Source organism: Lactococcus cremoris subsp. cremoris NBRC 100676, from assembly GCF_001591705.1.
GTDB classification, from domain to species: domain Bacteria; phylum Bacillota; class Bacilli; order Lactobacillales; family Streptococcaceae; genus Lactococcus; species Lactococcus cremoris.
Map to the genome: position 1 here is coordinate 1 of NZ_BCVK01000014.1, position 25,325 is coordinate 25,325.

Here is a 25,325-nt window from a genome sequence, read left to right on the forward strand (position 1 = left end):
GTTTATCTTCACTCTTCGTGGCATTATTCTTGATTATCTTAGGAACAGGGATGCTTAAACCCAATATTTCTAACATGGTTGGACATCTATATTCAAAAGATGACTCACGTCGTGATACTGGATTTAATATCTTTGTAGTCGGAATTAATATGGGTTCTCTGATTGCTCCATTGATTGTTGGGACAGTTGGACAAGGTGTGAACTACCACTTAGGTTTCTCACTTGCCGCAATCGGAATGATTTTTGCATTATTTGCTTATTGGTATGGACGTCTTCGTCATTTTCCAGAAATTGGACGTGAACCATCTAATCCAATGGATGCAAAAGCAAAACGTAATTTCATTATTACATTAACGATTGTTCTTATTGTTGCTCTAATCGGATTTTTCTTAATTTATCAAGCAAGTCCTGCGAATTTCATCAATAATTTCATTAACGTTTTATCAATTATCGGTATTTTTGTTCCAATTATTTATTTCGTAATGATGTTTACCTCTAAAAAGGTAGAATCAGACGAACGTCGTAAATTAACAGCTTATATTCCTTTGTTCCTTTCTGCTATTGTCTTTTGGGCAATTGAAGAACAAAGTTCTACGATTATTGCGGTTTGGGGAGAATCACGTTCTAACTTAAATCCTACTTGGTTTGGATTTACTTTCCATATTGCCCCATCTTGGTACCAATTGTTGAACCCACTCTTCATCGTTCTCTTGTCACCTATCTTTGTACGAATTTGGAACAAATTAGGAGATCGTCAACCATCAACCATCGTTAAATTTGGTCTTGGACTGATGTTGACCGGAGCTTCTTATTTGATTATGACACTTCCTGGACTCTTGAATGGGACTTCTGGACGTGCGAGTGCTCTTTGGCTAGTATTGATGTTTGCTGTTCAAATGGCAGGTGAATTACTTGTTTCACCTGTTGGTTTATCAGTTTCAACAAAATTAGCGCCAGTAGCATTCCAATCTCAAATGATGGCAATGTGGTTCTTGGCAGACTCAACTTCACAAGCGATTAATGCCCAAATTACACCTATCTTTAAAGCAGCAACAGAAGTTCACTTCTTTGCAATTACAGGTATTATCGTTGGAATCATCCTCCTTATTATCAAAAAACCTATTTTGAAATTAATGGGAGATGTTCGTTAATTAGTAAAGGAATGAAAAAACCTATCTTGAGAGATAGGCTTTTTTGTATCTTTAAAATGACATTGTTGCTCCTGAGGTTACTCTTGTTGAATAATTTTTACAATTCAATCGTTTTTATTCGCGCTTACATTGTGATAGAATAAAGTGTAACGTGATTTTAAATTATTTGCAGATGTTAGTGCCTTTGTTCAAACGTTCAAAGACATTCACAAATGCCAATATAAATTTTAAAAATCACTCACTTATAGTGCTATTTAAAGAGAATAGAGGTGGCAAGGGAACATATTTTTATCTAAGGCTTAAAGTTAGTGCTCTGTTACTGAAAAATGAAAAAATTAAAAGTAGAAATACTCATTATAGTTACGAATTAAACTGGGTAACTAGAAAGTATGAGTTTCAAAAACTTTGAACATTTTGTGTTTGGAAAGTGAACTAATCGGAGGCCTCAAGAAAGCACTTATTGTTTTCTTGAAAAAATTAATAAATAATTTGATGGGAAATAAAAAATTTAATAGTCTTTTAATTAAAACTGATCTTTTTAATTCTTAATTATTTTTGAAAGTCTTATGAATTTAAAAAAATATCCTTATTTTATTTATTAAAATGTAAATATTTTTAATTAGGCTTGAAATGAAACTCGTCTAATAGCATAAAATATTTTTTTAAGTAAGTTTATATCTATTTGATATATATAGTAAATAAAAAATAAGGAGATAAACAATGCTAACCATTGAAAATCTCGCACGCTTTCAGTTTGCGATGACTACAATCTTCCACTTTTTCTTTGTACCGCTTTCTGTCGGAATGGTTCTCATGACGGCAATCATGGAGACAATCTATGTAAAGACTGGTGATGAAAAATGGAAAAAACGCACGAAATTTTTTGGATCTATTATGCTCTTATCCTTTGCAGTAGGGGTAGTAACCGGTATTATTCAAGAATTTCAATTTGGAATGAACTGGTCGGAATATTCTCGTTACGTTGGGGATATTTTTGGCGCGCCTTTGGCTGTTGAAGCCCTTCTGGCCTTCTTTTTGGAATCTACCTTCCTTGGAGTCTGGATGTTCGGTTGGGATAAGTTAGGAAAGAAACTGCATAATGCAACGCTATGGATTGTATTTGTTGGGACTTTCTTGTCTTCACTTTGGATTTTGGCAGCAAACTCATGGATGCAAAATCCAGTGGGTTATGAAGTAAAAGGTGGACGAGCAACCTTAACAAGTTTCTCGGCTCTTTTGACAAATCCTCAAACAATTTTAGAATTTAGTCACGTGGCAACAGGCTTCCTTGTAACTGGTGGTTTTGTTGTTGCTGGGATTGCAGCTTATCAAATTCTTAAAAATCGAGAAATTGATATGTTTAAACCAGTTTTGCGTTTAGGACTTTTGGTTGCTTTAATTGGTGCCGTAGGTAACTTTGTAGCTGGTGACCAACAAATGATTGAAGTTAAAAATTCTCAACCTATGAAATTTGCTGCAACTGAAGGTGTCTATGAAACGACTCCTGACCCTGCGGCTTGGGATATGGTTGCTTTCTTTAATGAAGCTGATCATAAAGAAGTGTTTGGAATTCAAATTCCTTATATGCTTTCAATTCTGACTTATCACCGTCCTAGTGGTTCTGTTGAAGGTATGAATGAAATTAATGCTCAACTTCAGAAGAAGTATCCTGATGTAGCTAAAGAAATTGGAGGGAATTTCTTCCCACCAGTGACTGTACTTTTCTGGACTTTCCGGATTATGGCCGGTCTGTCAATGTTAATGATTCTACTTTCGGCACTGGGTCTCTTTTGGACAAGGAAGAAAAAACCAAGTCTATATAAAAATAAATTTGGTTTGCAAGTGTATCGTTGGATGTTATTTGCACCATTTCTTGCGATTACCTCAGGTTGGTTAGTGACCGAACTTGGACGCTATCCTTGGACGGTGTATGGATTGTTCACGATGAAGGATTCAGTTTCACCAAATATTTCTGTAGGTTCACTCTTGTTCTCAAACATCGTCTATTTCTTCCTTTTCTGCTTCCTTGGGGCTGTGATGGTCTACTTTACTCTTCAACGAATGAGAGAAGGAGTAGAAGGTGCGGAAACAGCTTATGTTTCTTTAGATTCATTTAGTCAAGAAAATTTTGATTCTTCATCTAAAGAAGAAAATGAAATTCAAAAAGAAACTAAAGAGAAAGGAGTGGATGAATAATGACTGGATTACAACTTTTTTGGTTTATTATTGTTGGAGTATTATTTAGTGGTTTTTTCTTCCTTGAAGGTTTTGACTACGGAGTAGGAATGAGTGCAATTACGGTTGCAAAGGATAAACGTGAAGTCGAGCAAGCTATAGGATCAATTGGTCCAGTTTGGGACTTGAATGAAGTTTGGCTTTTGACAGCCGGTGGAGCAATGTTTGCTTCATTTCCTTATTGGTATGCCTCTTTATTCTCAGGTTTCTATCTGATTCTATTCTTAATTTTGGTAGGTTTGATTTTCCGGGGAGTAACCTTTGAGTTTCGTCATCACTCACACACAGAAAAAGGGAAAATGATTTGGACCAAGGTCTTAGGAGTAGCTAGCTTTGCAATCCCATTTCTCTTTGGTTTGATGTTTACGGGTATGATTCAAGGCGTTCCAATGGATGCTAAAGGGAATGTAACTGCGACTTTTACCACTTATGTAAACTTCTTGTCAGTTGTGGGTGGTGTTGCCGTAATGCTCTTGGCCTGGCTTCATGGTTTAAACTATTTAGCTTTGAAAACAGAAGGAGATTTGCGTAAAAGAGCTGCAAAAGTAGCAAACTTCCTCTACTTTGTCCTCTATGCTGGAGAAGTAGTTTTTGCAATCTTACTGGCCGTCTTCACTGATTTCTTTGAAAAACATTTCATTGGAACTTTGCTTTTACTTGCTTTGATTGTGATTTTGACTCTTGTCGCTCATTTATCTGTTCGTTCAGGTAAAGAAATGTCAGCTTTCTTGGCGTCAGGATTGACTTTCATCGCTTTAGTTGCTCTAATCTTCCAAGGAATATTCCCACGAGTGATGATTGCAACCAATCCTGCTCATAGTATTTTGATAAAAAATGCTAGTTCAACAGGTTATACTTTGAAAACAATGACAATCATTACCTTAGCAATCTTGCCTTTTGTTCTTATTTACATGGGCTGGACCTATTATATTTTCAGAAAAAGAATTCAAAAATAAATTATGAGAATAACTGGTTAAGCCAGTTATTTTCAGATTAGTTTTTTAATTGATATAATTAATTAGAGGTAACCATTTATTCTGGTCAGAAAATTTTTCTGACCTAAATTTTTTAGAAAGGAACTGATGCTCTGTTTTTTTTACTGACAGAAATTTTCTTCAATTATTTTTAGATTTTTTCTGTTTGAACAATAAAAAATGTGCTTATCAGTAACTTTAAATATGATTGATAAATCACTTTTTGAACTGCCAGGAGTAAGAAAGATGTTTCCAATTCTTGGAATGTTGGCAGTTCTGCAGTTTGTTGCTATCGCTGGGCAGGCCTTGTTTTTGGCTGCTGCAATTACTAAACTTTGGCAAGGGCAATTATTTTCTCATGTTATTCCTTGGGTCATGGGCTTTTTAGTCTGCTTTTTGAGCCGAGAAATTATTAATTTTATACGTGCAAAATCTTTGGATAAGCTTGCTTACAATTTAGCAACAAAATTGCGCGGAGATATGTTGGATAAATTTTTCCGTTTGGGACCTGTAGCTATTGCAAATCTTGGTTCTGGTTCTGCTGCGACAACAGTTATTACAGGAATTGACCAAGTTGAAAATTATATTAAACTGGTCTTATCTAAGGTTTTAAATATGATGATTGTCCCAATGTTAATTCTGATTCCAGTTTATTTTCTAGATTGGCAAAGTGGAATCGTGCTAACTTTAACTTTTCCTTTTGCAATCATTTTTATGATTTTATTGGGTTATGCTGCGCAAGGAAGAGCCGAGCGTCAGTACAAAACATTCCAATATTTATCAAATCATTTCTTAGACTCATTACGCGGAATTTCTACTTTGAAATATTTTGGTCTGTCTAAAGATTATTCTAATTCAATTTATAAAACGTCTGAGGATTTTCGGAAAGAAACAATGGGAGCATTAAGAGTTGCTATGCTTTCAACTTTTGCTCTTGATTTCTTTGCCAGTCTTTCTGTTGCAATAGTTGCACTTTTTTTAGGCTTAAGATTGATGAGTGGAGACATTTTATTATTTCCAGCCCTCGCAGCTTTAATCTTAGCACCTGAGTATTTCTTACCTTTACGTGATTTTGCTAGTGATTATCATGCAACACTTAACGGGAAAAATGCTTTGTCTGCAGTAAATGAAGTTCTTTCAACTGACGAAAATACCCTGTCAGTGCTAAAAGACAGAGTGACTTGGACTGAGGATTCTAGCCTCAAACTGACAGATTTAGCAAAAATTTACGATACTGGACGCGGAATTTCAGAAGTGAACTTGACAGTAAAAGGATTTAAAAAAGTTGCCTTAGTTGGAAGTTCTGGCTCTGGTAAGTCAACCCTTCTTTCTATGTTAGCAGGATTTTTAGAACCTACAGCTGGAAAATTTAAGCTTAATGACCAAACATTGACAAGTTTGACTGATGAAAAGTATCGACAATCTGTTCAATTTATTCCTCAAAAAACTTACATTTTTGCAGGAACTTTTCGTCAAAACTTGGCCTTTTATGAGTCCGAATCAACTGACGAACAAATCAATCAAGCTGCAGAACTTGCTGGTCTAGGAAGTTTACTGAATGAAATTGGGCTTGATGGGCAAATTGGTGCTAGTGGCCGGACAATTTCTGGAGGTCAGGCACAGCGTGTGGCTTTGGCCAGAGCCTTTTTGAGTCGTACACGTAACATTTTATTTCTTGATGAGCCAACGGCTCATTTAGATATTGAAACGGAATTAGAAATCAAGGCAAACATTTTACCTTTGCTTGAGAATAAACTTGTTTTTATTGCTACACATCGGCTCCATTGGCTTTTATCAATGGATTTGGTCATCGTACTCAATGAAGGACAAGTTGAAGGAATTGGCACCCATGAACAGCTATTGGCTGAGAATGGCTACTATCAAAAATTGCTCAGTCAAATGCGAGGTGTTGATGATGATAAAAAATTACTGACAGAAAATGGAGGCCATGAATAATGAAATTAAAAAATATTTTATTTGGAAATGATTGGATTTCTCCATTCTTGAAAAAAAATCGTTCGGGGTTTATCTTGTCTATTTTCTTAGGAACGATTACAATTTCAATGGCAGGACTTTTAATGTTTAGTTCTGGTTATGTTATTTCAAAATCAGCGACAAAACCAGAAAATATCTTGATGATTTATGTTCCAGTTCTCTTTGTTCGGATTTTTGGGATTGGACGCCCTGTAATGCATTATGTGGAAAGACTAACTTCACATAATTGGATTTTAAAAATCACAAGTCTGCTGCGTCAAAAACTTTATTTACGATTGGAAAAAACAGCAGTGACCTTAGCAGACCGCTATCGTTTGGGAGATTTATTGGGGGTTCTTAATGAAGATATTGGAAACTTACAAGACCTTTTCTTAAGAACCTTGTTCCCAGTTTTGATTGCGGGGAGTCTATCAGTTGCTTTAATTATTGCCGGCGGATTTTTATCTCTGTGGTTTGCCTTTGGTTTAGCAATTTTTCTAGGTTTCTTGATTGTAATTCTTCCTTTAATTTCTCTAAAATTTACTGTAAAACTAGATGAAGAACTTAAAATTTATCGGAATCAACTTTTTTCTCATTTGACTGATGATATTTTAGGATTACAAGACTGGGTCCTTTCTGGTCGAAAAGAAGATTTTTTAACGGCCTATCGGGGATCAGAATTATCTGCCAGAAAGATTCAAGCTAAATTATTAGCTTTTGGCCGAAGACGAAATCTCTTTTTACAGGTTGTTTATGGGGCTTTAGTAATATATTTGATGATTTGGTCTTCTGGAATTTTAAAATTAGGGGATGCTCCCAATTATATTGCAGCGGTTAGTTTAGCTGCCTTTCCACTATTTGATGCCTTTTCTCCTTTGTCTGATGCAGTGGTTGAAACAAATCGCTATGGTGATTCAATTAATCGCTTAAATGCACTACCAGACCAAGATGAAGAAATTAGGAGTGAGGAAATCACTAGGACTGATTTGGTCATCAATAATCTACAATTTTATTTTGAAGAAAATAATAAAATATTCAATGATTTTGATTTAGAGGTTAAAAAGGGTGAACATATTGCGATTCTAGGTCGTTCAGGAGTTGGAAAATCAACCCTTGCCTCTTTGATTCGAGGAGATTTAATTCCGCAAAAGGGAGAAATCACATTTTCAGGTGTAGAACCATCAAAAGCAAAAAATGTTGAAGAAAAGATAGGTGTGATTAACCAATCTCCATATCTCTTTGCAACAACGGTTCGTTCTAATTTAACTTTGGCAAAACTAGATGCTACTGATGAAGAAATCTGGGAGGCGCTTGAATTAGTCGGACTCCGTAAAATGGTTGAATCGTTGCCACAAAAATTGTTAACGCCAGTTGACGAAGCAGGAGAACGTTTTTCTGGAGGAGAGCGACAACGTTTAGCACTCGCAAGAGTTTTACTGTCAGATGTGGATGTGGTTATTCTTGATGAACCTACCGTCTCGCTTGATCCAATTACTGAAAATCAATTATTAACACTCTTTTTTGAAAGGTTAAGAGATAAATCAATTATCTTTATCACTCACCATTTATTAGGAGTTCACCAAATGGACCGTGTTCTATTTTTAGAAAATGGTTCGATTAAATTTGATGGAAAACCAGCAGTATTGCTGGAAAGTAACCCGACATTTAAGCAACTTTATCAGATTGATTTAGGAAATGAATAAAATAAAAAATCAGTCTTTGGGCTGATTTTTTTAATTTAGTTAGTTTTATTGTTGACAAAACTAATTAAATGATTTATAATCATTTTTGTTAGTTAATAAATAAATAAACTAACTAATTTTAAAAATCTCTCTCTAAAATAAAAGTTCACTAAACAATAATAAGGGAACTTTTAAAGTGAATAAAAATCTTAAAGGAGAACCAATGCTTAAGATGATAAAAAAATTAATTCAGAAATTCAATTGGTTCATCAGGCTAATTGAACAACCAGATGCGTTACTCGTCTACGCTTTTGATGAACAACTACAACCAATCTAAACTAAGGAGAACAAATTATGTCAGAACAAACAAATAACTTATTAAATTTATTTTCAAAACTATTGCACAATCCAAGCGTTCTATTTGCTTTGCGAGCAGATGGAATTTCAAAACAGATGAAAAATCGAGGGAATCGTAATGGTGCCCAAGGATTACTTGTCGAATTATGGAACAAAGATGGCTTAACAAATGCTGAGATTGCTGAACTGCTTGATATTAAGCCTTCGAGTGTAACGGCTCAAGTTAAACAATTGGAAGAAGCAGAAATGGTTATTCGTAAACAAGATGAAAATGATAAACGCGTCAATCGTATCTTTTTAACAGAAAAAGGACGGGAAGCCCAAGAAACACGAGATACAATGCACAATGATATTTCCGAAACAATTTTTGGTAATTTGACAGATGAAGAACAAAAACAACTGGCAAATCTAATGGAAAAATTAGTAGAAACGAATGATGCACATGAAGATCGAGATTTCCAAAAAATGACACAATTTTTCGGAAACCCATTTATGGAAAATATGATGAATGCCCATGATCGTCATGCTTTTGGAAATCATATGCGCCGTGAAATGCAAAATTGGCAACGTGAAATGCGTCGTTCCTCTCAAGAAATGAAACGTGGTCAAAATCGGATGCGTCATGATGATCGTTCACAAGCACCATTTGGTGAAGACTGGAAAATTTTTGGAAAACAAATAAAAGAAAATTTCCGCAATAGCTTTGGTAAACGAGATGAAGCAGAGTTTAATGAACATTGGGAACATTTCTCAGATGAAATGAAAAATCGTTTTGGTGATTTTGATGGACATCATCGTCCAGAATTTGATGAATTTGACCCTAGAGCAGGACACTCTGATAAACATGCAGAACCTAAAAAACCAGAAAACTGGGATGATTTCTAAACAGTAAATAGATTAGGAAGTGAAAGATGAATACACTCATCGCCTACGCTGGAAAAACGGGAAATACAGCAAAATGTGCAAGAAGGTTAGCAATTCGTTTAAAAAATGTGACCCTTATTGACTTGAATGTTGAAGAAGTTAGTCCCAAGGATTTTGATGCAGTCATTGTTGCTAGTCCAGTATATAGCCATAAATTCGAGAGCTCAGTTCAAATTTTTCTAAGAACTTATCAAAATATCTTAGAAAATAAACTTTTCGCTGCTTTTGTAACGATGGTAGAGTATGGTACTTTTAATAAAGTCATTGCAAAAGAAATTGCTGAACCTTTACGTAAAAATGCAGTAGCGATTGCAAATTTTGGTGGAGAAGTTAATAATTTAACTCCATTTGATTGGCATGATAAAATCGTTGCAAAATCAATGATTAAGTTAGAATCTAAAAAACACCCTATTGAATTTTTATCAGAAGCTCCTCAAAAATTTATTGAAGAATTAAAAAAAGTAAATTGGGACTAAAAGGAGAAAAGGAAAATGTCAGAAGAAACTAAAGCACTTACGTTAAACCCTCAACTTGAAGCCTTTCAAGAAAAACTCCTTGCCCAATATGACAAAGAAAATCTATCAGCAAAAAAAGGTCAGACTTTATTTGTTGGCTCTTCACTGATGGAAATATTTCCTATTGAAAAGTGGGAAGAAGAGGGAAAGGTCAAATTTTCAAAATACATTTATAATCGTGCAGTTCGCGCTACCACGACCGCATTTTTATTAAAACATCTGGAGAGTCAGATTATTAACCTTGAGCCGTCAAAAATTTTTATCAATATTGGAACGAATGATATCGGATTTGAAGTCCCAGAAGCTGAATTTATGAGCAACTACAATGAAATTTTGACACAAATTGGGGAAAAATTACCGCAAGCACAAGTTTATGTCATGCGCTATTACCCAATCAATACCCTTGATTTTGGACAAGATTCAGATGAAAAAACTTTGTTTGAAACGAGAAGTAATGAAAAATTTCAAAAAGCATCAGACAAAATTGAAAAACTTGCTCAAAAACATCATTTTCACTTTATTGATGTCAATGATGGCTTATCCGATAAAGATGGCAATTTAAAGAAAGAACTCACTTTCGATGGCGCTCATCTTAATCCAGCTGGTTATAGCATTGTGTTAGAAAACCTCAAAGTTTATTTGGAAGAATGAAAAATAAAAACTGATTTAAGGATAAAAGTGATTGAATTAAGTTCTTTTAGTCTTGAATTTCAATAATTAGAAAAAAGGAAGTAAGCAAACAATGGAAAGAGGTCCACAAATGGCCAATCGCGTTGAAGGAAAAGCGGTTGACAAAACATCCATTAAACATTTCGTCAAATTAATTCGTGCAGCAAAACCACGTTATCTCTTCTTTGTGATTGGGATTGTGGCTGGTATCATTGGCACACTCATTCAATTGCAAGTTCCTAAAATGGTTTAGCCACTGGTTAATAGTTTTGGTCATGGTGTAAATGGCGGGAAAGTTGCTTTAGTCATTGCTCTTTATATTGGTTCAGCAGCCGTTTCTGCTATTGCGGCCATCGTTCTGGGGATATTTGGTGAGTCGGTCGTTAAAAATTTGCGAACTCGTGTCTGGGATAAAATGATTCATTTGCCAGTAAAATATTTTGATGAAGTTAAAACAGGTGAAATGAGTTCTCGCTTAGCTAACGATACCACGCAAGTTAAAAACTTAATCGCAAATAGTATTCCTCAAGCTTTTACCTCTATTTTACTCTTGGTAGGTTCAATCGTATTCATGCTGTAAATGCAATGGCGTTTAACCCTTGCCATGATTATTTCGGTTCCGATTGTCATGCTTATCATGTTTCCAATTATGACTTTTGGTCAAAAAATAGGGCGGACTAGGCAAGACTCTTTAGCAAATTTCCAAGGGATTGCCAGTGAATCTTTATCAGAAATTCGTTTAGTCAAATCTTCAAATGCTGAAAAACAAGCTTCTAAAAAAGCAGAAAATGATGTCAATGCCCTTTATAAAATTGGTGTAAAAGAAGCCGTTTTTGATGGTTTGATGTCACCAGTCATGATGTTATCAATGATGTTGATGATTTTTGGATTGTTGGCTTACGGAATCTATCTCATTTCAACGGGAGTTATGAGTCTTGGAACTTTGCTTGGAATGATGATGTATTTAATGAATTTAATCGGAGCGGTCCCAACAGTGGCAACTTTCTTTACAGAATTTGCCAAAGCGTCAGGATCAACTGGTCGTTTGACTGAATTACTTGATGAAGAACAAGAAGTCCTTCATCAAGGTGAAAGCCTTGATTTGGAAGGAAAGACCCTCTCTGCTCACCATGTTGATTTTGCTTACGATGATTCTGAACAAATATTGCATGATATCTCATTTGAAGCTCAACCTAATTCAATAATTGCCTTTGCTGGTCCTTCTAGTGGTGGTAAATCAACCATCTTCTCCCTTTTAGAACGTTTTTATCAACCAACAGCGGGAGAGATTACTATCGGTGGTCAACCGATTGATAGTGTTTCTCTTGAAAATTGGCGGAGTCAAATTGGTTTTGTCAGTCAAGATTCAGCGATTATGGCTGGAACTATTCGTGAAAATTTAACTTACGGACTCGAAGGAAACTTTACTGACGAAGACCTCTGGCAAGTTCTTGACCTTGCTTTTGCACGTAGCTTTGTTGAAAATATGCCTGACCAACTCAATACCGAAGTTGGTGAAAGAGGAGTCAAAAATTCTGGTGGACAAAGACAACGTTTGGCCATTGCGCGTGCATTCTTACGTAATCCAACAATTCTAATGCTTGATGAAGCAACAGCCAGTTTGGATAGTGAATCAGAATCAATGGTTCAAAGGGCTTTAGATAGTTTGATGAAGGGACGGACAACTCTCGTCATTGCTCATAGACTTTCAACAATTGTTGATGCTGACAAGATTTACTTCATTGAAAAAGGGGAAATCACAGGTAGTAGGAAACACAATGAACTTGTGGCAACTCACCCACTCTATGCTAAATATTTTTCAGAACAATTGACTGTTGGTCAATAAAATAAAAAAGCTCAACTTAAATCGTTGAGTTTTTTTATTTTGGCTGCGTACTGTTGCAAAAATCATTTCTCCGGCAGTATAAATGAAGACAAAGGGAGGATAGATAAATGTTAGTATGAAACTGACAATCATTCCGATTTTCCAAAAGGGATGACGTAAATAATGATAAACTTCCATTTGGGCAATCAGTTCGGCTTTTTCCTTTGGGTTGTCCTCAATAAAACATTTTGTCATATAAGTATAAGCAAAGCCCCAGAGGTAAATCATCATGATAAAAAGTAAAGCAGGGGCTTTTGGAGAATGAAGCCCGAAATCATGAAAGAAGTCGATTGTCCGTCCAGCCCAAGCAGATAAAACAGGAAGCATGGATAATGACAAAACCCAGAGCATGCAACTGTGGTAAATCCGACGGCTAATATTTTCAGCTTGTTGGAGCATGTATTGTTGATTAAACCATGAGGTGGTGACATAGATAAAACTTAAGAGGTAAGCAATCAAATAGACAAGATTATCTCTTAAAAACTCAATAATCCCACCTGTTTTTGGTAATTCAAACTCTAACAACATGATCGTCATTACTACCGCAATAATTGCATCAATAAATCCGGCTAAACGCCCCTTAGATACCATAAAATTCTCCTTTATATTGCCCAATTATAACAAAAGATAAGAAATTTTCATATAAAAAAATAAGCACGAAGGCTTATTTTTCTGAGTCAGGTGAATAATTTTTATTTTTAGGGAAGAAGCGTTTTTTGACAAAGTGAAGAAGTCCAAGGATAAAGATGACCCCTAAAATTGCAACGACAACTGAAGAGTAAGAATCGAGAATTCCGGCAATCATCTCCCAGTTATCACCTAGTGCGGCCCCAAGTGAAACTAGAACAATGTTCCAAATGAGAGTTCCCAGAGTAGTTAAAATAAGAAAACTAGGAAGTTTCATTTTTGCAGAACCTGCTGGGACTGAAATTAAACTTCTAATCAATGGAATGAAACGGCAGAAGAAAATCGTTGCATATCCTCTCTTTAAAAACCATTTTTCAGCTTTTGTGATGTCTTCTGGCTTAAGGCGAAGAACTTTTCCTAAACGACCTGAAACTAATCTCTCAAGGCGTTCTACGCTCAAAAGACGACCTACGAAGTAGAGTATCAATGCACCAAGCACAGAACCAATAGTGGCTGCGATAATCATGCCGATAATCCCCAGTTCGCTATAATTAGTCATGAAACCACCGAAAGTTAATATGACTTCGGAAGGAATTGGTGGGAAAATGTTCTCAATCATAATGAGAAAAGCAACACCAAAGTAGCCAAATTGATTCATGACTTGGATAATTATTTCTTGCATTAGTACTCCTTTTATTTGTCTATTAGTTTAATTCTAACATAAGGCTGGAAGGGGTCCAAACAATATAAAGTACAAAAAATAGGCTTTGTCTTTAGGCAAGGTCTATTTTTTGAAATGATTGTTTTCACTGACAGAATCACCAGCAGAGCCGGTTATTCTTTTATTTACTGATAGAAAGTTCATAGCAATTGACTGGATTGTCAGTCGCTAGAATATTGTTGTGCTTCTGTCAGTAAATGTGACTGACTGACAGAAGCCTTTGTAAGTTGAGTGATTATTCAGAAGCAAGTGCTTCAATTGTATTCAAACGTGCTGCACGACCACTTGGAGCTAAGCTTGCCAAGAGGGCAATCAAAACGGCAATGATGATTGCAAAGATGATGTGACCACCAGAGATTTGAACAATGCTTGCTCCTTCAAGGAAGCTACTCAAAACTTTGTTAATGAGGAATTGTCCCAGATAAGCAAATCCGATGGCAATAGCAGCTGATGAAAGACCAAGAATCAAGCTTTCTGCGGTGAATAGGCGAGAAATATCTTTCTTACGTCCACCAAGTGCACGGATAACACCAATTTCTTTTGTACGTTCAGCAACACTCATATAAGTTGTAACGACAATCATAAAGATTGAAACAATCAAACTGATACCAGCAATAGCTGCAAGGACATAGCTGACAATGTTAGTAATATTAGTGATTACATCAAGGAATGAAGTAACACTGTAAGTAACAAAAGCTTTTGTTCCATCAATCTTCAAGTCTTGAATATCAGAAGTAGTTGATTTGACATTATCTACTTTATTAACTGTTACTACAGCATAAGTTGCATCAGTGTCAGCATTAGCAGCTTCAAGAGCAGATTTTACAGTATTATAAGTAGCAATAACGCTGCTAGAAGAACCTGCAGGACCTTGAGGGTCTTTCAAAATACCTGAAACAGTGAATTCTTTTGTCACTTCAACACTTGCGCCAGCAGCTGTTTTAGCTGGAATTTTCAAAGTAATTTTCTTACCGACTAATGATTTATAATCTTTATTTAACTCTTTAGCGTCCTTCGCATAGATTGCAATTTCGCCATCAGCTGGTTTTGAACCAGAAACATAATCATCATTAATATTTGATTGTGTCCAAGTATCAAGAGTAATTAAACCAGATTTAGATTTGTCATTGTTAGTAAGTGTGCCTAAACCAGAAATAGAATAGGTTGGTTCAACTTTTTTGACATTATCTACTTTTTTCAATTTTGAAAGATGATCACTGTCAAGATTGGTAGAAGCATTTCCAAGCTCTTGTTGAGTTTGTTGCAGGGCTTGCTCATTTCCTAACTTATTATCTGTTGTTGTTCGCTTGAAGATGGTGACCACATTTGGATTGACACTCGAAGTGATGGTGTCATTCATATATTTGGTCGCCCCATTTCCTAGTCCTAAGAAGAAGATAACTGAGAAAAGACCGATTGCGGTTCCGATTGCAATTAATAAATTGATTTTCCAAGAGTGGGTAAAGTGTTTAAAGGCCGTTCTGAAAGTATCACGATATGAGAGTGCTTTTGATTGCATTCGTTGATGTGATTCAACAGGGTAAGGCGGTTTTAGACGTTCGTCACCTATGATTTGTCCATCGGCCAAACGGATAATTCGAGTTCCATAGTCAGCAACTTCTTGTGAGTGGGTTACGACAATGACTGTTTTACCAGATTGGGCAATTTGACGTAGAAGTGCTAAAACTTCTTTTGTATTTTGTGAGTCAAGCGCTCCTGTTGGTTCATCAGCAAGAATAATTTCAGGGTCAGAAGCCAAGGCACGCGCAATGGCTACCCTTTGTTTTTGTCCACCAGAAAGTTGTGATGGATTTTTCTTACGATGTTCATAGAGTCCAACTTGCTTGGTCAGCTCAATCGCTCTTTCATGACGTTCTTTGTCAGATAAACTAGTCATTTTAAGACTAATTAAAATGTTATCTAAAACGCTCAAATAGCTGACAAGGTTGAAAGATTGGAAGATAAAACCGATAGTATCTCGGCGATAAGCATCCATATCTTTTTCTTTTTTTGTTTTTTGAGCAAGGCCATCAACGATAACGTCCCCCTCATATTTACGGTCAAGCCCCCCAATGATATTCATCAGAGTTGACTTTCCTCCCCCAGATTCCCCTAGGAGACTGACGAAATCACCACGTTCAAACTCGAGGTCGATTCCTTTGAGGACAGGAAATTCTTCTTTTCCAAGAAAATAAGATTTCCTAATATTTTTTAATTCCAAAACGGCCATAAAGACTCTATTCCTTTTCTTAAAGTATGTACTTTACATTATAACTTAATTTTCTTAAATAAAAATAAGACTTAGGTCTTATTTTTAATTTTATTGACTTCATCATCAACCATTCAATAGAAAATCTAAAATATTCATTCCGTTGCTTGTCTGTGATTTATAAAGTTCAGTGTACCCGCATTGAGAACAAGAAATCGTAATAAATTTTTTGTTTTGCACATCAAAAAGCTTTGAAAAATTTCCACCAGTTGCTTGAAGCTGATCTTCTTCAAAATTATGATTGCCACATTTGATACAAGTATATTGTTGTTGATAACCGTTCATTTTAATTCCTCCTCATTTTGAACTGGAAATGCTTTTGGAAAGCTAATCGTTTAAATCCATTATAACTCAAAAAACATTATTCTCTTAATCTTTTGAATCCGCTCTATTATTTTATATATTCCTTAAAATCATCAAAATCAAAATAAAAAAGTTAAATTTGCTTCATAATTGAAAAGCAAAGAGAATAAGCTTTGTGATATAATTCTAATTATGGATAGACAAGTTAAGGAAAAACTGCGGATAGCATTAATTTTTGCTTTGAACGCAGGATTTATGGATGGTTTCTCATTCTTTCATTTTAATGACCGTTTTATTGGGGCACAATCAGGGAATGTAATTCAAGCAGGGATTAATATTGCCAAAGGAGATTTTGCTCGATTTTGGGATTTTGCGATTCCGATTATTTTCTTTATATTAGGGGTAATGACTCGCGGTTTTTACTCTCATTATTTGATGAAGCGACGTCATTTTGATGCTTCTTATTTGCTTTTGGTTCAATGGTTAGGTGTGACTATTTTTGCCTTAGCTTATGGCTTAGGCTTGAAGATTCCTGTTTCGTTTTATGTTGGAATTTTTTCTTATTTTATGGCAATTCAATATGATACCTTCACCAAGGTTCACGGACGAGCTTACGGAAGTATCTTTATGACAGGTAATATGAAGTCTATGTCAGCAAATCTTGCACAGTATATTATTACCAAAGATAAACAAAAACTTCGTTCAGTCGGTATCTATGCAGCGCTCATCAGTATTTTCTTTGCTGGAGCAGCAATAGCAACCCTTGCCGGAAATTGGTTTGGAAGTTGGACAATGATGGGCTCCACTTTCATGATAGGGGCAGTTTATTTAATTGTTCGTTTTGATGAAATTTAAAAATCCTCAAAAATGAGGATTTTTTTGTTCAAGTGAGGACAATTTTTCCGATGGTATGATTTTCTTCAATAAGCTCATGAGCTTTTCTAACATTGTCAGCAGTAAGAGCACCTAAATTTTGAGTCATTGTGCTTGTAAGAGTACCATTATCTAGCCATTCAGAAGCTTGATTTAATATGTCATGCTGACTTTGTAAATCATCAGTGTCTGAAACCACTTTAGTAAACATCCACTCAAAGTTAAAACGAGCAGATTTATGAGCCAGTTTATCTAAATTAATAGCTTGCCCTGGTTCAACAATATTTGCAATCGAACCTTGAGGAGCAATTAACTCATTTACTGCAGGCATATGTTCAACAACAGCATTTAAAATTAAAATATAATCAACAAACTTAAAGCCAAGCTCATGAACTTGAGGCACCAGATTTTCATGATGATTGACGGTATAATCGGCGCCAAAATTCTTGACCCATTCAATGGCTTGGGGATTTGATGCTGTAGCAATTACTGTCAATCCGGCATTTTTGGCCATTTGAGTTGCTACTGAACCGACGCCACCCGCGCCATTAATGATAAGAATTGACTTCCCTTTTGACTCACTGGTAACTTGAAGTTTTTCAAAAAGAAGTTCATAAGCTGTTAAACTTGTTAGAGGTATGGCGACGGCTTTTTCTTTGGAAAGATTTTTGGGAGCAAAGCCAACAATTCGTTCATCAACTGCTTGAAATTCAGCGTTTGAACCAGCTCGCGTGACATCTCCAGCCCAAAAAAACAGAATCTCCAACTTTAAAAAGTTTGCTTTGACTGCCAACTTCGACCACAGTTCCCAATCCATCCCAACCAAGAATTTTTGGCTGAGTTAGTGTCCCTTTGATTGATTTTCGAACTTTTGTATCGACAGGATTGATTGAAATGGCTTCAACTTTAATTAGTAAATCATGTGGTCTTAAGATTGGCTTTTCTATTTCAAAGTCAATAAAATTTCGACCAGAGTCAACTGTTCCGATTGCTTTCATTTTTCTACCTCACTTATAAGTAAAAGTGTATACCAGTGTGACTCCTAAGTCAATCACTTGAATTTAATATTATATATTTTCATCACAACATTAAAAATTTCTAAGACCAAAGAAAAAAGGCTTTGTTACAATGGAGAGAGTTAAACTAATAGAATCTAGGTAAACTCATGACAAAAACTTATAATCATTATCATTTTGACCACGTTGGAAGCTTTCTTCGCCCAAAAGCCCTAAAAGATGCACGTTCGGCTTATTCCGAAGGTCAACTTTCACTGACAGATTTAAAAAAGTTCAAGAAGTAGAAGAAGTAGAAATTGAGAGACTGGTAAAAGAAGAAGTAAAGGTTGGTCTTAAAGCTGTAACTGATGGGGAATTTAATCGTTCGTGGTGGCATTTAGATTTTCTCTGGGGACTAAATGGAGTTGGAGTTTATGAACAAGAAGCTTCTTATAAATTTCATGGAGCAAAAACAAGAACGACTAATATTGAACTGACAGGAAAAGTAGCCTTTAATCCAGAGCATCCTTTTTTTGCTGATTTTGAATATTTGAAAAGTATTTTACCAGAAGGAGTTGAACCTAAAGTTACGATTCCATCACCATCATTAATTCCGAATCGTGATGGTCGTTCAGACCGCTGGCCTGAGTTTTATGGAAGTTGGGAAGAGTTTTTAGATGATTTGGCTCAAGCTTATCATGAAACTTTGCTTCATTTTTATGAGCTGGGGGCTCGTTATATTCAATTAGATGATACAACTTGGGCTTATCTTATTGCACGTTTGTTAGATGATCCTGAAAATCATGAAAAATATGTCAAAATGTGTGAAGATATTGTTTATGTTGTCAACAAACTTTTAGAAGACTTACCGGAAGATTTGAGAGTTTCGACTCATATTTGCCGTGGAAACTTCAAATCAACTTATCTTTTTGAAGGTTCATATGAGCCTGTCGCAAAATACTTGGGACAACTTAACTATGATACTTTCTTTTTAGAATATGATGATGCTCGCTCAGGCTCTTTTGCTCCTTTAGCCGAAATCTGGAATCAAAGAAATGATGTATTAATTGTTCTTGGACTATTCACCTCAAAACATCCAGAGCTTGAAAAATATGAGGAAATTAAAGCACGTTTAGATGAAGCTCTTGAATCTGTGCCTCTCAAAAACTTAGCCCTCTCAACACAATGCGGATTTGCCTCAACAGAAGAAGGAAACTCGTTAACACAAGCAGAGCAATGGGCAAAATTGGCACATATAAAAAATATTGTGGATAAAATTTGGGAGTAAGAGATAGCTCCAAAACTTAGCATTTGATAGTGAAAAAATGAAGTTTTTCTCTTCAAGTTTTTTTCTGTTGAACGAAAAATATGACCGTCCCAGTCAAATGATTTCTTAATGGATTTGACTTTAGTTGAACATAGTGTTATACTTGCGAAGCGGGATGGAGCAGTTAGGTAGCTCGTCGGGCTCATAACCCGAAGGTCATAGGTTCAAATCCTATTCCCGCAATATTATTAAGGGCTGTAGGGGGCCCTTATTTTTCTTATCATTAAAAAGTAAAATGAGCCTCTTATGTAGTGAAAAGTTCTTCGTTAAATAGGCAAAGCCTAGAAAAGGAAGTAATAACATGAAAACAGGAGATATTATCACCCTCTCAAACGGCGAAAAAGCAACGATAGTTTCGGCAGATATTAACACCTATAAGCATGCTCTCATTGTAGAATTAGAGAATCATGATGTGAGGGTAGTTGATAGAGAAACATTAACTCTTGCAAAAGCAAATCCGCATGATAATATAGGTAACCATAAGAAGATACGGAAAGCATAATTTGACTTTCTATCAGAGAGGTGGTACTATCAAGAGGTAGGTTTTGTCGTGAGTTTAAATGTTTCAGGAATGCACTTTTTCGCAAAATAGGATTTACAATTAATGCGAAAGGATGTATTAAGATGATAAATGGAACAGTAAAATGGTTCAATATGGACAAAGGCTATGGCTTTATTATTACAGAGGATATGCAGGATGTATTTGCTTATCTACTGTCTATACAAGGAAATGGTTTTAAAAAGTATAATGAAGGTCAAAAGGTAACTTTTGATGTAACAATGACAGCTCGAGGGCGTTATGCTTCAAATATACATAAAGTATAAATTTTGAAAATGAGAGACTATCTCTCTTTTTTTATTTATTGCTGTTGTAATTAGATTTTAAAATGTTATACTAGTCTTGGGAAGAATAGTTGCTTTCCTAACAGTTTATCAAGACTACCTTCATTATTGAGGTGGTTTTTTTATAGGTTGACATGTAGCCTATATAATGATATTATAGACGAGTAGATTTTGTCATGAGTTAAATGTATATTATATTCACTTTTCACAAAATAAGGTTTACAATTTTTGTTGAAAGGAAATAATTAATATGACAAAAGGAACTGTAAAATGGTTTAATCCAGATAAAGGATTTGGCTTTATCACTTCAGAAGATGGTCAAGATGTGTTCGCACACTTTTCACAAATTCAAACTTCAGGTTTTAAAACACTTGATGAAGGCCAAAAAGTAACTTTTGATGTTGAAGCTGGTCAACGTGGCCCTCAAGCTGTTAATATCGAAAAAGCATAAAAGTAATTAATGAAAAACGGAGCAATTTGCTTCGTTTTTTTTATTAAAACTTGTAATTATAAAATCTTATGATATACTTAGCGCAGCAAGAGGAAACTCACACTTCCCTTGATATAAATTAGGGCCACTCTTTTAAGGAGTGGTTTTTAATTGTTTTTAATGTGTTATAATTAAAGTGTTGATACTGGTAAATGCCACTTTTTGAGAGAGGTTTATAATTGAAGTGGATAAAGTGCCATTTAGAATAATATAGGACGTCTAGCACTAAGATTAAGGTGCTTTGAACTATAATAGAATTAAGAAAAAAAATAGAAAGAGAGAAAAAAATGAAATTAACAGCGCTAGGTGTTTGGGGAGGTTACCCCACTCGTGATGCAGGAACAACTTCTTATCTTTTACAATCGGAGTCTGGCTTCAACATGCTTTTAGACTGCGGGTCTCGTGCGGTGACTGAGCTTGAACATGAGTTACAACCGACTCAGTTGGATGCGGTTATTTTGAGCCATTATCATGAAGACCATATTGCTGATTTGGGAGCACTTCGTCAATATCGTCAACTTTATCCATTAGGACAGGACGGTTGGGACGGTATGATGTTACCGATTTATGGTCATGGCGAAAATGAATATGAATTTTCTAAATTGAATTTGGATAAGGTTTCTGAAGGTCATCTTTATGATGTCGAAAATGGGACAAAAGTTGGTCCTTTTGACATTACATTTTTAAAAACAGTACACCCTGTGGTTAATTATGCCATGCGCATTGTTGAACGTAGAACGGGTCAAGTTTTAGTTTATACTGGGGATACTGGTTATTTTGATGAATTGACAGAATTTGCCAAAGAGGCTGACCTTCTCCTTGCCGATGTTTATTTCTTTAAGGATAAAGCTAAAATGCCTAATCATTTGTCATCAATTGAAGCTGGTCAAATTGCTAAAGAAGCGAAAGTTAAAAAATTAATTTTGACTCATTTGCCTCAATTTGGTGATTTGGATATTTTACTGACAGAAGCCAAAGAAGCAGCGGGAAATACTGTCACTACTGATTTAGCGGTTCCCCATAAAAAATGGCAACTTTAACGAGACGCTTTAAAAAGCCAATAATTATTATTTTGTCTGTCCTTTTATTGACAGTTATTATCATTTTTTCTGTCAGTATCAGAAATCATTTCCTTAATTATAATCCTCCAAAGACTAAAAGGCAGATTGAACAATTAGTTAAAGCAAGTGCTGACAATCCTAAAACGAGATTTGTTACTGACGGTCAGCATTATCAGCGAAATTTATTTGTTTCAGACATTCATGGTCGCTTGCCAGGATTGAAAAAAACACTGACAGAGATTCACTTTAGTAAAAGTGACAGACTCTTCGTGCTTGGAGATAGTATTGACCACGGCCGATTTGGTTTTGATGTTTTGCTTTATTTGTTGAAAACTTTGCCAGATGCGGGCTATCATGTGACAGTCATGATGGGAAATCATGAACAAATGTGGTCAGAGCTTGCAAGTGACGGTAAAACGGATGCGGAGCAACTTTCTAATGCAATTGGAACGATTGATATTTATGAAGGGGCTCCGCCAAATGGTTGGCAATATTCAATCGAAAATTGGAAATAAGTGGGTGGTACTCTCTCATAGTGCAAAAATGAACCTCTCTTATGAAAAAGAGAAAAAAACTGATTTGTTTTGGGAACATTTGCCGGGAGATTCTTTTGAGCGGCGAAATAGTGTTGCTAAGGCGGTAGGGGTACCAAACACAGACGTTCAGGTCTTCGTTGGTCATGTCAGTGGAATCTTGTTTGGTAAGCATCCAAACTATATTTGTTTAGATAATACGATTGTCAATGGAACATTAGAACAGTTTGAAGCAGTTCCAGTGAAAATATATTGTCTTGAACAAGAGAAATTTTTAGGATAAATGAATTTTACAGAAGAAGAAAAAGAATTTTTTATGACGGAAGCACTCAAAGAGGCGCAAAAAGCAGCTGAAAATGAGGAAGTTCCGATTGGGGTTGTCATTGTCAAAGACGGCGAAATTATTGCGCGTGATTTCAATAGGCGAGAGCTTGATGGTCGGGCAACGCACCATGCTGAAGTTTGTGCAATTGAAGCAGCAAATCAGGCAGTGGGAAATTGGCGACTTCTTGATTGTGCGCTCTTTGTTACTATTGAACCTTGCGTCATGTGCGCCGGAGCGATTGGTTTAGCAAGGATTCCACAAGTTTACTTTGGGGCGACAAATCCTAAATTTGGAGGAACAGTCAGTCTCTATCAGATTTTAGAAGACAAGCGACTGAACCATCGAGTCCAAGTAGAATCGGGGATTTTAGAATACGAGTGTGCAAAAATTATGCAAGACTTCTTTAAAAATAGACGAAAAAAATAAATTGTGTTATAATAGTTTTCGGAGCAATAAGTTTCTTACGAAGCGTGTCAGGACCTGACGGTAGCAGCACTAAGTATGGAACTTATGTGCTCTTTTTTTTGTATTCTAATTTATGTTAAAGTATAATCATAACCTTGATTGAGGAGGAGTTTTATGAAAAATGGAAATTGGAAAAATATGAAATGGTTGGTTTTAGTTTTAGTAGCGCTCCTGATTTCGTTAGGGATATTTAAATCATGTCAAATTTCAGATAAAAACCGAAGTATGAAAAATGAAAAAGATTCAGTTCGCTTTTTAGAGGGGGCTTGGATTTCAGATGTGAAGTTACCAATGTCTAAAAAACTCAAAGGACAATTTTATCGGGCCAATATGGGTAACGAGCCCTATTTTAAATATGGTAAAGAACAAGTCGAACTAATATTTAGAGAGTTGGAAAATGGGTGGGGAAATATTGACGGAGATTTTGTGAGAGAAAATTCTGTCTATCATCTTTTGAATGAAGTAGACAAAGATGGTTTTCGGCCAGTTAAAATAAATATTAATGAAAGAGGAGAAGAGGCTTTTTTCCGTTATAAAGTTATTAACAAAAATAAAGTAAAAATGAGAATTCTTCCTTCTGGAAGTGTTAAGGTTGCTGATGAATTTGAGGTTTATTTTTTTAGGGAAAATGGTTGATAAGATCGGAGAAAAGCCTTTATAGGGGGCCCGATTTTTTTTAAAAATAATATGGCAAAAGTGATTAGTGAAATTTTACTAATCACTTTTTTACTTCAAAAATAAAAATTTTAGAAAATTTACCACAAAATTATAAAACGCTTTCAAAACGAATATACAAGGTATTTAATATTGACTTTTTTATTTGATAAGTTTATGATTAGTTTATCAAAAAGAGTTTAACGTTAAACTAAAAAGAGAGGTTCTAAATGACACCGACATCTCAAGTGAAAATTCTACTCAAAAAGGGTAGGAATGGCAGAATAAAAGAGAAGTTAAAAAATAATACTTCTTTATATCTTTTACTTGCTCCAGCAACTATTTTACTTATCCTTTTTGCTTATGTACCAATGTATGGTTTACTGATGGCTTTTAAAGATTATTCACCTGCTCTAGGAGTAAGTGGAAGTCCTTGGGTGGGTTTTAAATGGTTTATTCAATATTTCAATTCTTATCAGTTTTGGCCAACAATTTTAAACACATTAAAAATTGCTGTTTATAGTATTGTCTTTGGTTTTACACTGCCAATTGCTTTGGCCTTAATTTGTAATCAAATCAGAGTACAGGCTTTTAAAAAGTTTTTTCAGGTGACAACATATTTACCTCACTTTATTTCAACGATGGTAATGTGTGGAATGATTCTACTATTTCTTTCTCCATCTAATGGATTGGTAGCTAATTTTTTAGGAATCTTTAATTTGAAAATGCCAGATGTTATTGGAAATCCCAATGCTTTTGCGAGTCTATATGTTTGGTCAGATGTTTGGCAACATGTCGGTTGGAATTCGATTATTTATCTGGCAGCCCTTTCTGCTATTGACCCTACTTATTATGAAGCAGCAACTATGGATGGAGCATCTCGTTTGCAGCAAATGATAAAAATTGATTTACCATTATTAGTCCCAACGATGATGATTATGCTTATTTTAGCTGTCGGACAACTTTTAAATATTGGTTTTGAAAAGGTCCTCCTCTTACAGAATCCATTGAATCTATCGGGCTCAGAAATCATTTCAACCTATGTCTATAAAGTCGGTTTGAAATCTTTCCAATATTCTTATTCAACAGCTATTAATTTATTTCAAACGGTCATTAATCTGGTTATCTTAGTTACGGTTAATTTTATTTCACGTCGGCTAACTAAAACTGGATTATTCTGAGAGGAGAATTGATGAAAATCACACATAAATCGAGAAGGCCAAAAAGTTTACAAGAAAAAATATTTGATGTTCTGGTATATGGCATGGCTGTTTTGCTTATTTTACTCATTATTTATCCTCTTTGGTTCGTTATTATCGCCTCTTTTTCTAACCCACAGGATGTGGCAACAGGCGCAGTTTGGTTTTGGCCGAAATCTTGGAGTTTAGAGGGCTATAAAACCCTATTTGCTCAGCCCTTAATTTGGCGTTCATATTTTAATACCCGAATTGCTAGTTAATTTCATTGGAAAAT

General features: G+C 35.4%; 22 protein-coding genes, 1 tRNA gene, 1 other RNA gene and 4 pseudogenes. 23 read left to right on the forward strand and 5 right to left on the reverse strand.

All coding sequences use genetic code 11. The features are described 5' to 3' along the window. From LLA01S_RS03620 to lmrA, 9 genes and pseudogenes are all read left to right on the forward strand, one after another. The coding region (locus LLA01S_RS03620) for a peptide MFS transporter (RefSeq protein WP_061777865.1) at positions 1-1,151 on the forward strand (1,151 nt) is incomplete at its 5' end. Positions 1,152-1,871: 720 nt separating this feature from the next. Beyond that, positions 1,872-3,347, forward strand: a complete 1,476-nt coding sequence (locus LLA01S_RS03630) for a cytochrome ubiquinol oxidase subunit I (RefSeq protein ID WP_021166174.1) — start codon at positions 1,872-1,874, stop codon at positions 3,345-3,347. Beyond that, the gene (gene cydB, locus LLA01S_RS03635; RefSeq protein ID WP_011675669.1) at positions 3,347-4,342 is read left to right on the forward strand and encodes a cytochrome d ubiquinol oxidase subunit II; all 996 of its coding nucleotides are present in this window, start codon (positions 3,347-3,349) and stop codon (positions 4,340-4,342) included. Before LLA01S_RS03630 ends, cydB begins: the two co-directional genes overlap by 1 nt. A 222-nt stretch (positions 4,343-4,564) precedes the next feature. Continuing rightward, positions 4,565-6,316 carry a thiol reductant ABC exporter subunit CydD gene (cydD, locus tag LLA01S_RS03640; protein WP_061777866.1) on the forward strand — a complete coding sequence of 584 codons (1,752 nt, stop codon included), beginning with the start codon at positions 4,565-4,567 and terminating at the stop codon, positions 6,314-6,316. After that, positions 6,316-8,037 (forward strand): thiol reductant ABC exporter subunit CydC, encoded by a 1,722-nt coding sequence (gene cydC, locus LLA01S_RS03645; RefSeq protein ID WP_061777867.1) that lies wholly within the window; start codon positions 6,316-6,318, stop codon positions 8,035-8,037. Before cydD ends, cydC begins: the two co-directional genes overlap by 1 nt. 333 nt (positions 8,038-8,370) lie before the next feature. Next, positions 8,371-9,258: a MarR family winged helix-turn-helix transcriptional regulator gene (locus LLA01S_RS03650; RefSeq protein WP_015082174.1), complete on the forward strand. Its 888-nt coding sequence runs from the start codon at positions 8,371-8,373 to the stop codon at positions 9,256-9,258. A gap of 26 nt (positions 9,259-9,284) precedes the next feature. Further along, complete coding sequence (locus LLA01S_RS03655) at positions 9,285-9,773, forward strand: flavodoxin domain-containing protein (RefSeq protein ID WP_061777868.1); 489 nt, start codon at positions 9,285-9,287, stop codon at positions 9,771-9,773. A gap of 15 nt (positions 9,774-9,788) precedes the next feature. Further along, positions 9,789-10,463: an SGNH/GDSL hydrolase family protein gene (locus LLA01S_RS03660; RefSeq protein WP_021166169.1), complete on the forward strand. Its 675-nt coding sequence runs from the start codon at positions 9,789-9,791 to the stop codon at positions 10,461-10,463. Between the two features lie 109 nt (positions 10,464-10,572). After that, positions 10,573-12,327, forward strand: a pseudogene (gene lmrA, locus LLA01S_RS03665) (multidrug efflux ABC transporter LmrA). Here the strand turns inward: lmrA and LLA01S_RS03670 are convergent. The 4 genes from LLA01S_RS03670 to LLA01S_RS03685 all read right to left on the reverse strand — a co-directional run bounded on the left by LLA01S_RS03670 (position 12,301) and on the right by LLA01S_RS03685 (position 16,268). After that, on the reverse strand, positions 12,301-12,957 hold the full coding sequence (locus LLA01S_RS03670) for a TMEM175 family protein (protein WP_061777869.1): 657 nt from the start codon (positions 12,955-12,957) through the stop codon (positions 12,301-12,303). The pseudogene lmrA and the gene LLA01S_RS03670 sit on opposite strands and share 27 nt — an antisense overlap. A 73-nt stretch (positions 12,958-13,030) precedes the next feature. Beyond that, positions 13,031-13,675: a DedA family protein gene (locus LLA01S_RS03675; RefSeq protein ID WP_061777870.1), complete on the reverse strand. Its 645-nt coding sequence runs from the start codon at positions 13,673-13,675 to the stop codon at positions 13,031-13,033. A gap of 274 nt (positions 13,676-13,949) precedes the next feature. Next, the gene (locus LLA01S_RS03680) at positions 13,950-15,944 is read right to left on the reverse strand and encodes an ABC transporter ATP-binding protein/permease (protein WP_014572963.1); all 1,995 of its coding nucleotides are present in this window, start codon (positions 15,942-15,944) and stop codon (positions 13,950-13,952) included. A gap of 105 nt (positions 15,945-16,049) precedes the next feature. After that, positions 16,050-16,268: a zinc ribbon domain-containing protein gene (locus LLA01S_RS03685; protein ID WP_011675679.1), complete on the reverse strand. Its 219-nt coding sequence runs from the start codon at positions 16,266-16,268 to the stop codon at positions 16,050-16,052. Between the two features lie 210 nt (positions 16,269-16,478). On the opposite strand from LLA01S_RS03685, the gene LLA01S_RS03690 reads away from it, so the two are divergent. Further along, positions 16,479-17,141, forward strand: coding sequence for a YoaK family protein (locus tag LLA01S_RS03690; protein ID WP_015082180.1), 663 nt, complete (start codon positions 16,479-16,481; stop codon positions 17,139-17,141). A 28-nt stretch (positions 17,142-17,169) separates the two neighbouring features. Here the strand turns inward: LLA01S_RS03690 and LLA01S_RS03695 are convergent. Then, positions 17,170-18,157: pseudogene (locus LLA01S_RS03695) on the reverse strand (zinc-binding alcohol dehydrogenase family protein). A gap of 167 nt (positions 18,158-18,324) precedes the next feature. On the opposite strand from LLA01S_RS03695, the pseudogene LLA01S_RS03700 reads away from it, so the two are divergent. The 13 genes and pseudogenes from LLA01S_RS03700 to LLA01S_RS03755 form a co-directional block, all read left to right on the forward strand. Beyond that, positions 18,325-19,442: pseudogene (locus LLA01S_RS03700) on the forward strand (vitamin B12 independent methionine synthase). A 148-nt stretch (positions 19,443-19,590) separates the two neighbouring features. Then, positions 19,591-19,664, forward strand: a tRNA-Met gene (locus LLA01S_RS03705). A gap of 118 nt (positions 19,665-19,782) precedes the next feature. Further along, complete coding sequence (locus LLA01S_RS03710) at positions 19,783-19,983, forward strand: hypothetical protein (protein ID WP_011675683.1); 201 nt, start codon at positions 19,783-19,785, stop codon at positions 19,981-19,983. A 122-nt stretch (positions 19,984-20,105) separates the two neighbouring features. Next, positions 20,106-20,306 (forward strand): cold-shock protein, encoded by a 201-nt coding sequence (locus tag LLA01S_RS03715; protein WP_011675684.1) that lies wholly within the window; start codon positions 20,106-20,108, stop codon positions 20,304-20,306. Positions 20,307-20,574: 268 nt separating this feature from the next. Next, positions 20,575-20,775 carry a cold-shock protein gene (locus LLA01S_RS03720; RefSeq protein WP_011675685.1) on the forward strand — a complete coding sequence of 67 codons (201 nt, stop codon included), beginning with the start codon at positions 20,575-20,577 and terminating at the stop codon, positions 20,773-20,775. Between the two features lie 326 nt (positions 20,776-21,101). Beyond that, on the forward strand, positions 21,102-21,854 hold the full coding sequence (locus tag LLA01S_RS03725) for an MBL fold metallo-hydrolase (RefSeq protein WP_011675686.1): 753 nt from the start codon (positions 21,102-21,104) through the stop codon (positions 21,852-21,854). Then, positions 21,842-22,390 carry a metallophosphoesterase gene (locus LLA01S_RS12960; RefSeq protein ID WP_011675687.1) on the forward strand — a complete coding sequence of 183 codons (549 nt, stop codon included), beginning with the start codon at positions 21,842-21,844 and terminating at the stop codon, positions 22,388-22,390. The genes LLA01S_RS03725 and LLA01S_RS12960 overlap by 13 nt, the downstream gene beginning before the upstream one ends. Continuing rightward, positions 22,356-22,691 (forward strand): hypothetical protein, encoded by a 336-nt coding sequence (locus LLA01S_RS12965; RefSeq protein WP_021166164.1) that lies wholly within the window; start codon positions 22,356-22,358, stop codon positions 22,689-22,691. Before LLA01S_RS12960 ends, LLA01S_RS12965 begins: the two co-directional genes overlap by 35 nt. Next, positions 22,692-23,159 carry a tRNA adenosine(34) deaminase TadA gene (gene tadA / locus LLA01S_RS03735; RefSeq protein ID WP_011675688.1) on the forward strand — a complete coding sequence of 156 codons (468 nt, stop codon included), beginning with the start codon at positions 22,692-22,694 and terminating at the stop codon, positions 23,157-23,159. 15 nt (positions 23,160-23,174) lie between these two features. Continuing rightward, positions 23,175-23,260: signal recognition particle sRNA small type (ffs, locus tag LLA01S_RS03740), an RNA gene on the forward strand. Between the two features lie 52 nt (positions 23,261-23,312). After that, positions 23,313-23,834: a hypothetical protein gene (locus tag LLA01S_RS03745; RefSeq protein ID WP_061777871.1), complete on the forward strand. Its 522-nt coding sequence runs from the start codon at positions 23,313-23,315 to the stop codon at positions 23,832-23,834. Between the two features lie 248 nt (positions 23,835-24,082). After that, the gene (locus tag LLA01S_RS03750) at positions 24,083-25,033 is read left to right on the forward strand and encodes an ABC transporter permease (protein ID WP_011675689.1); all 951 of its coding nucleotides are present in this window, start codon (positions 24,083-24,085) and stop codon (positions 25,031-25,033) included. 11 nt (positions 25,034-25,044) lie between these two features. After that, positions 25,045-25,296 (forward strand): annotated as a pseudogene (locus LLA01S_RS03755) (carbohydrate ABC transporter permease); the annotation flags it as partial. Between the last annotated feature and the right edge of the window lie 29 nt (positions 25,297-25,325).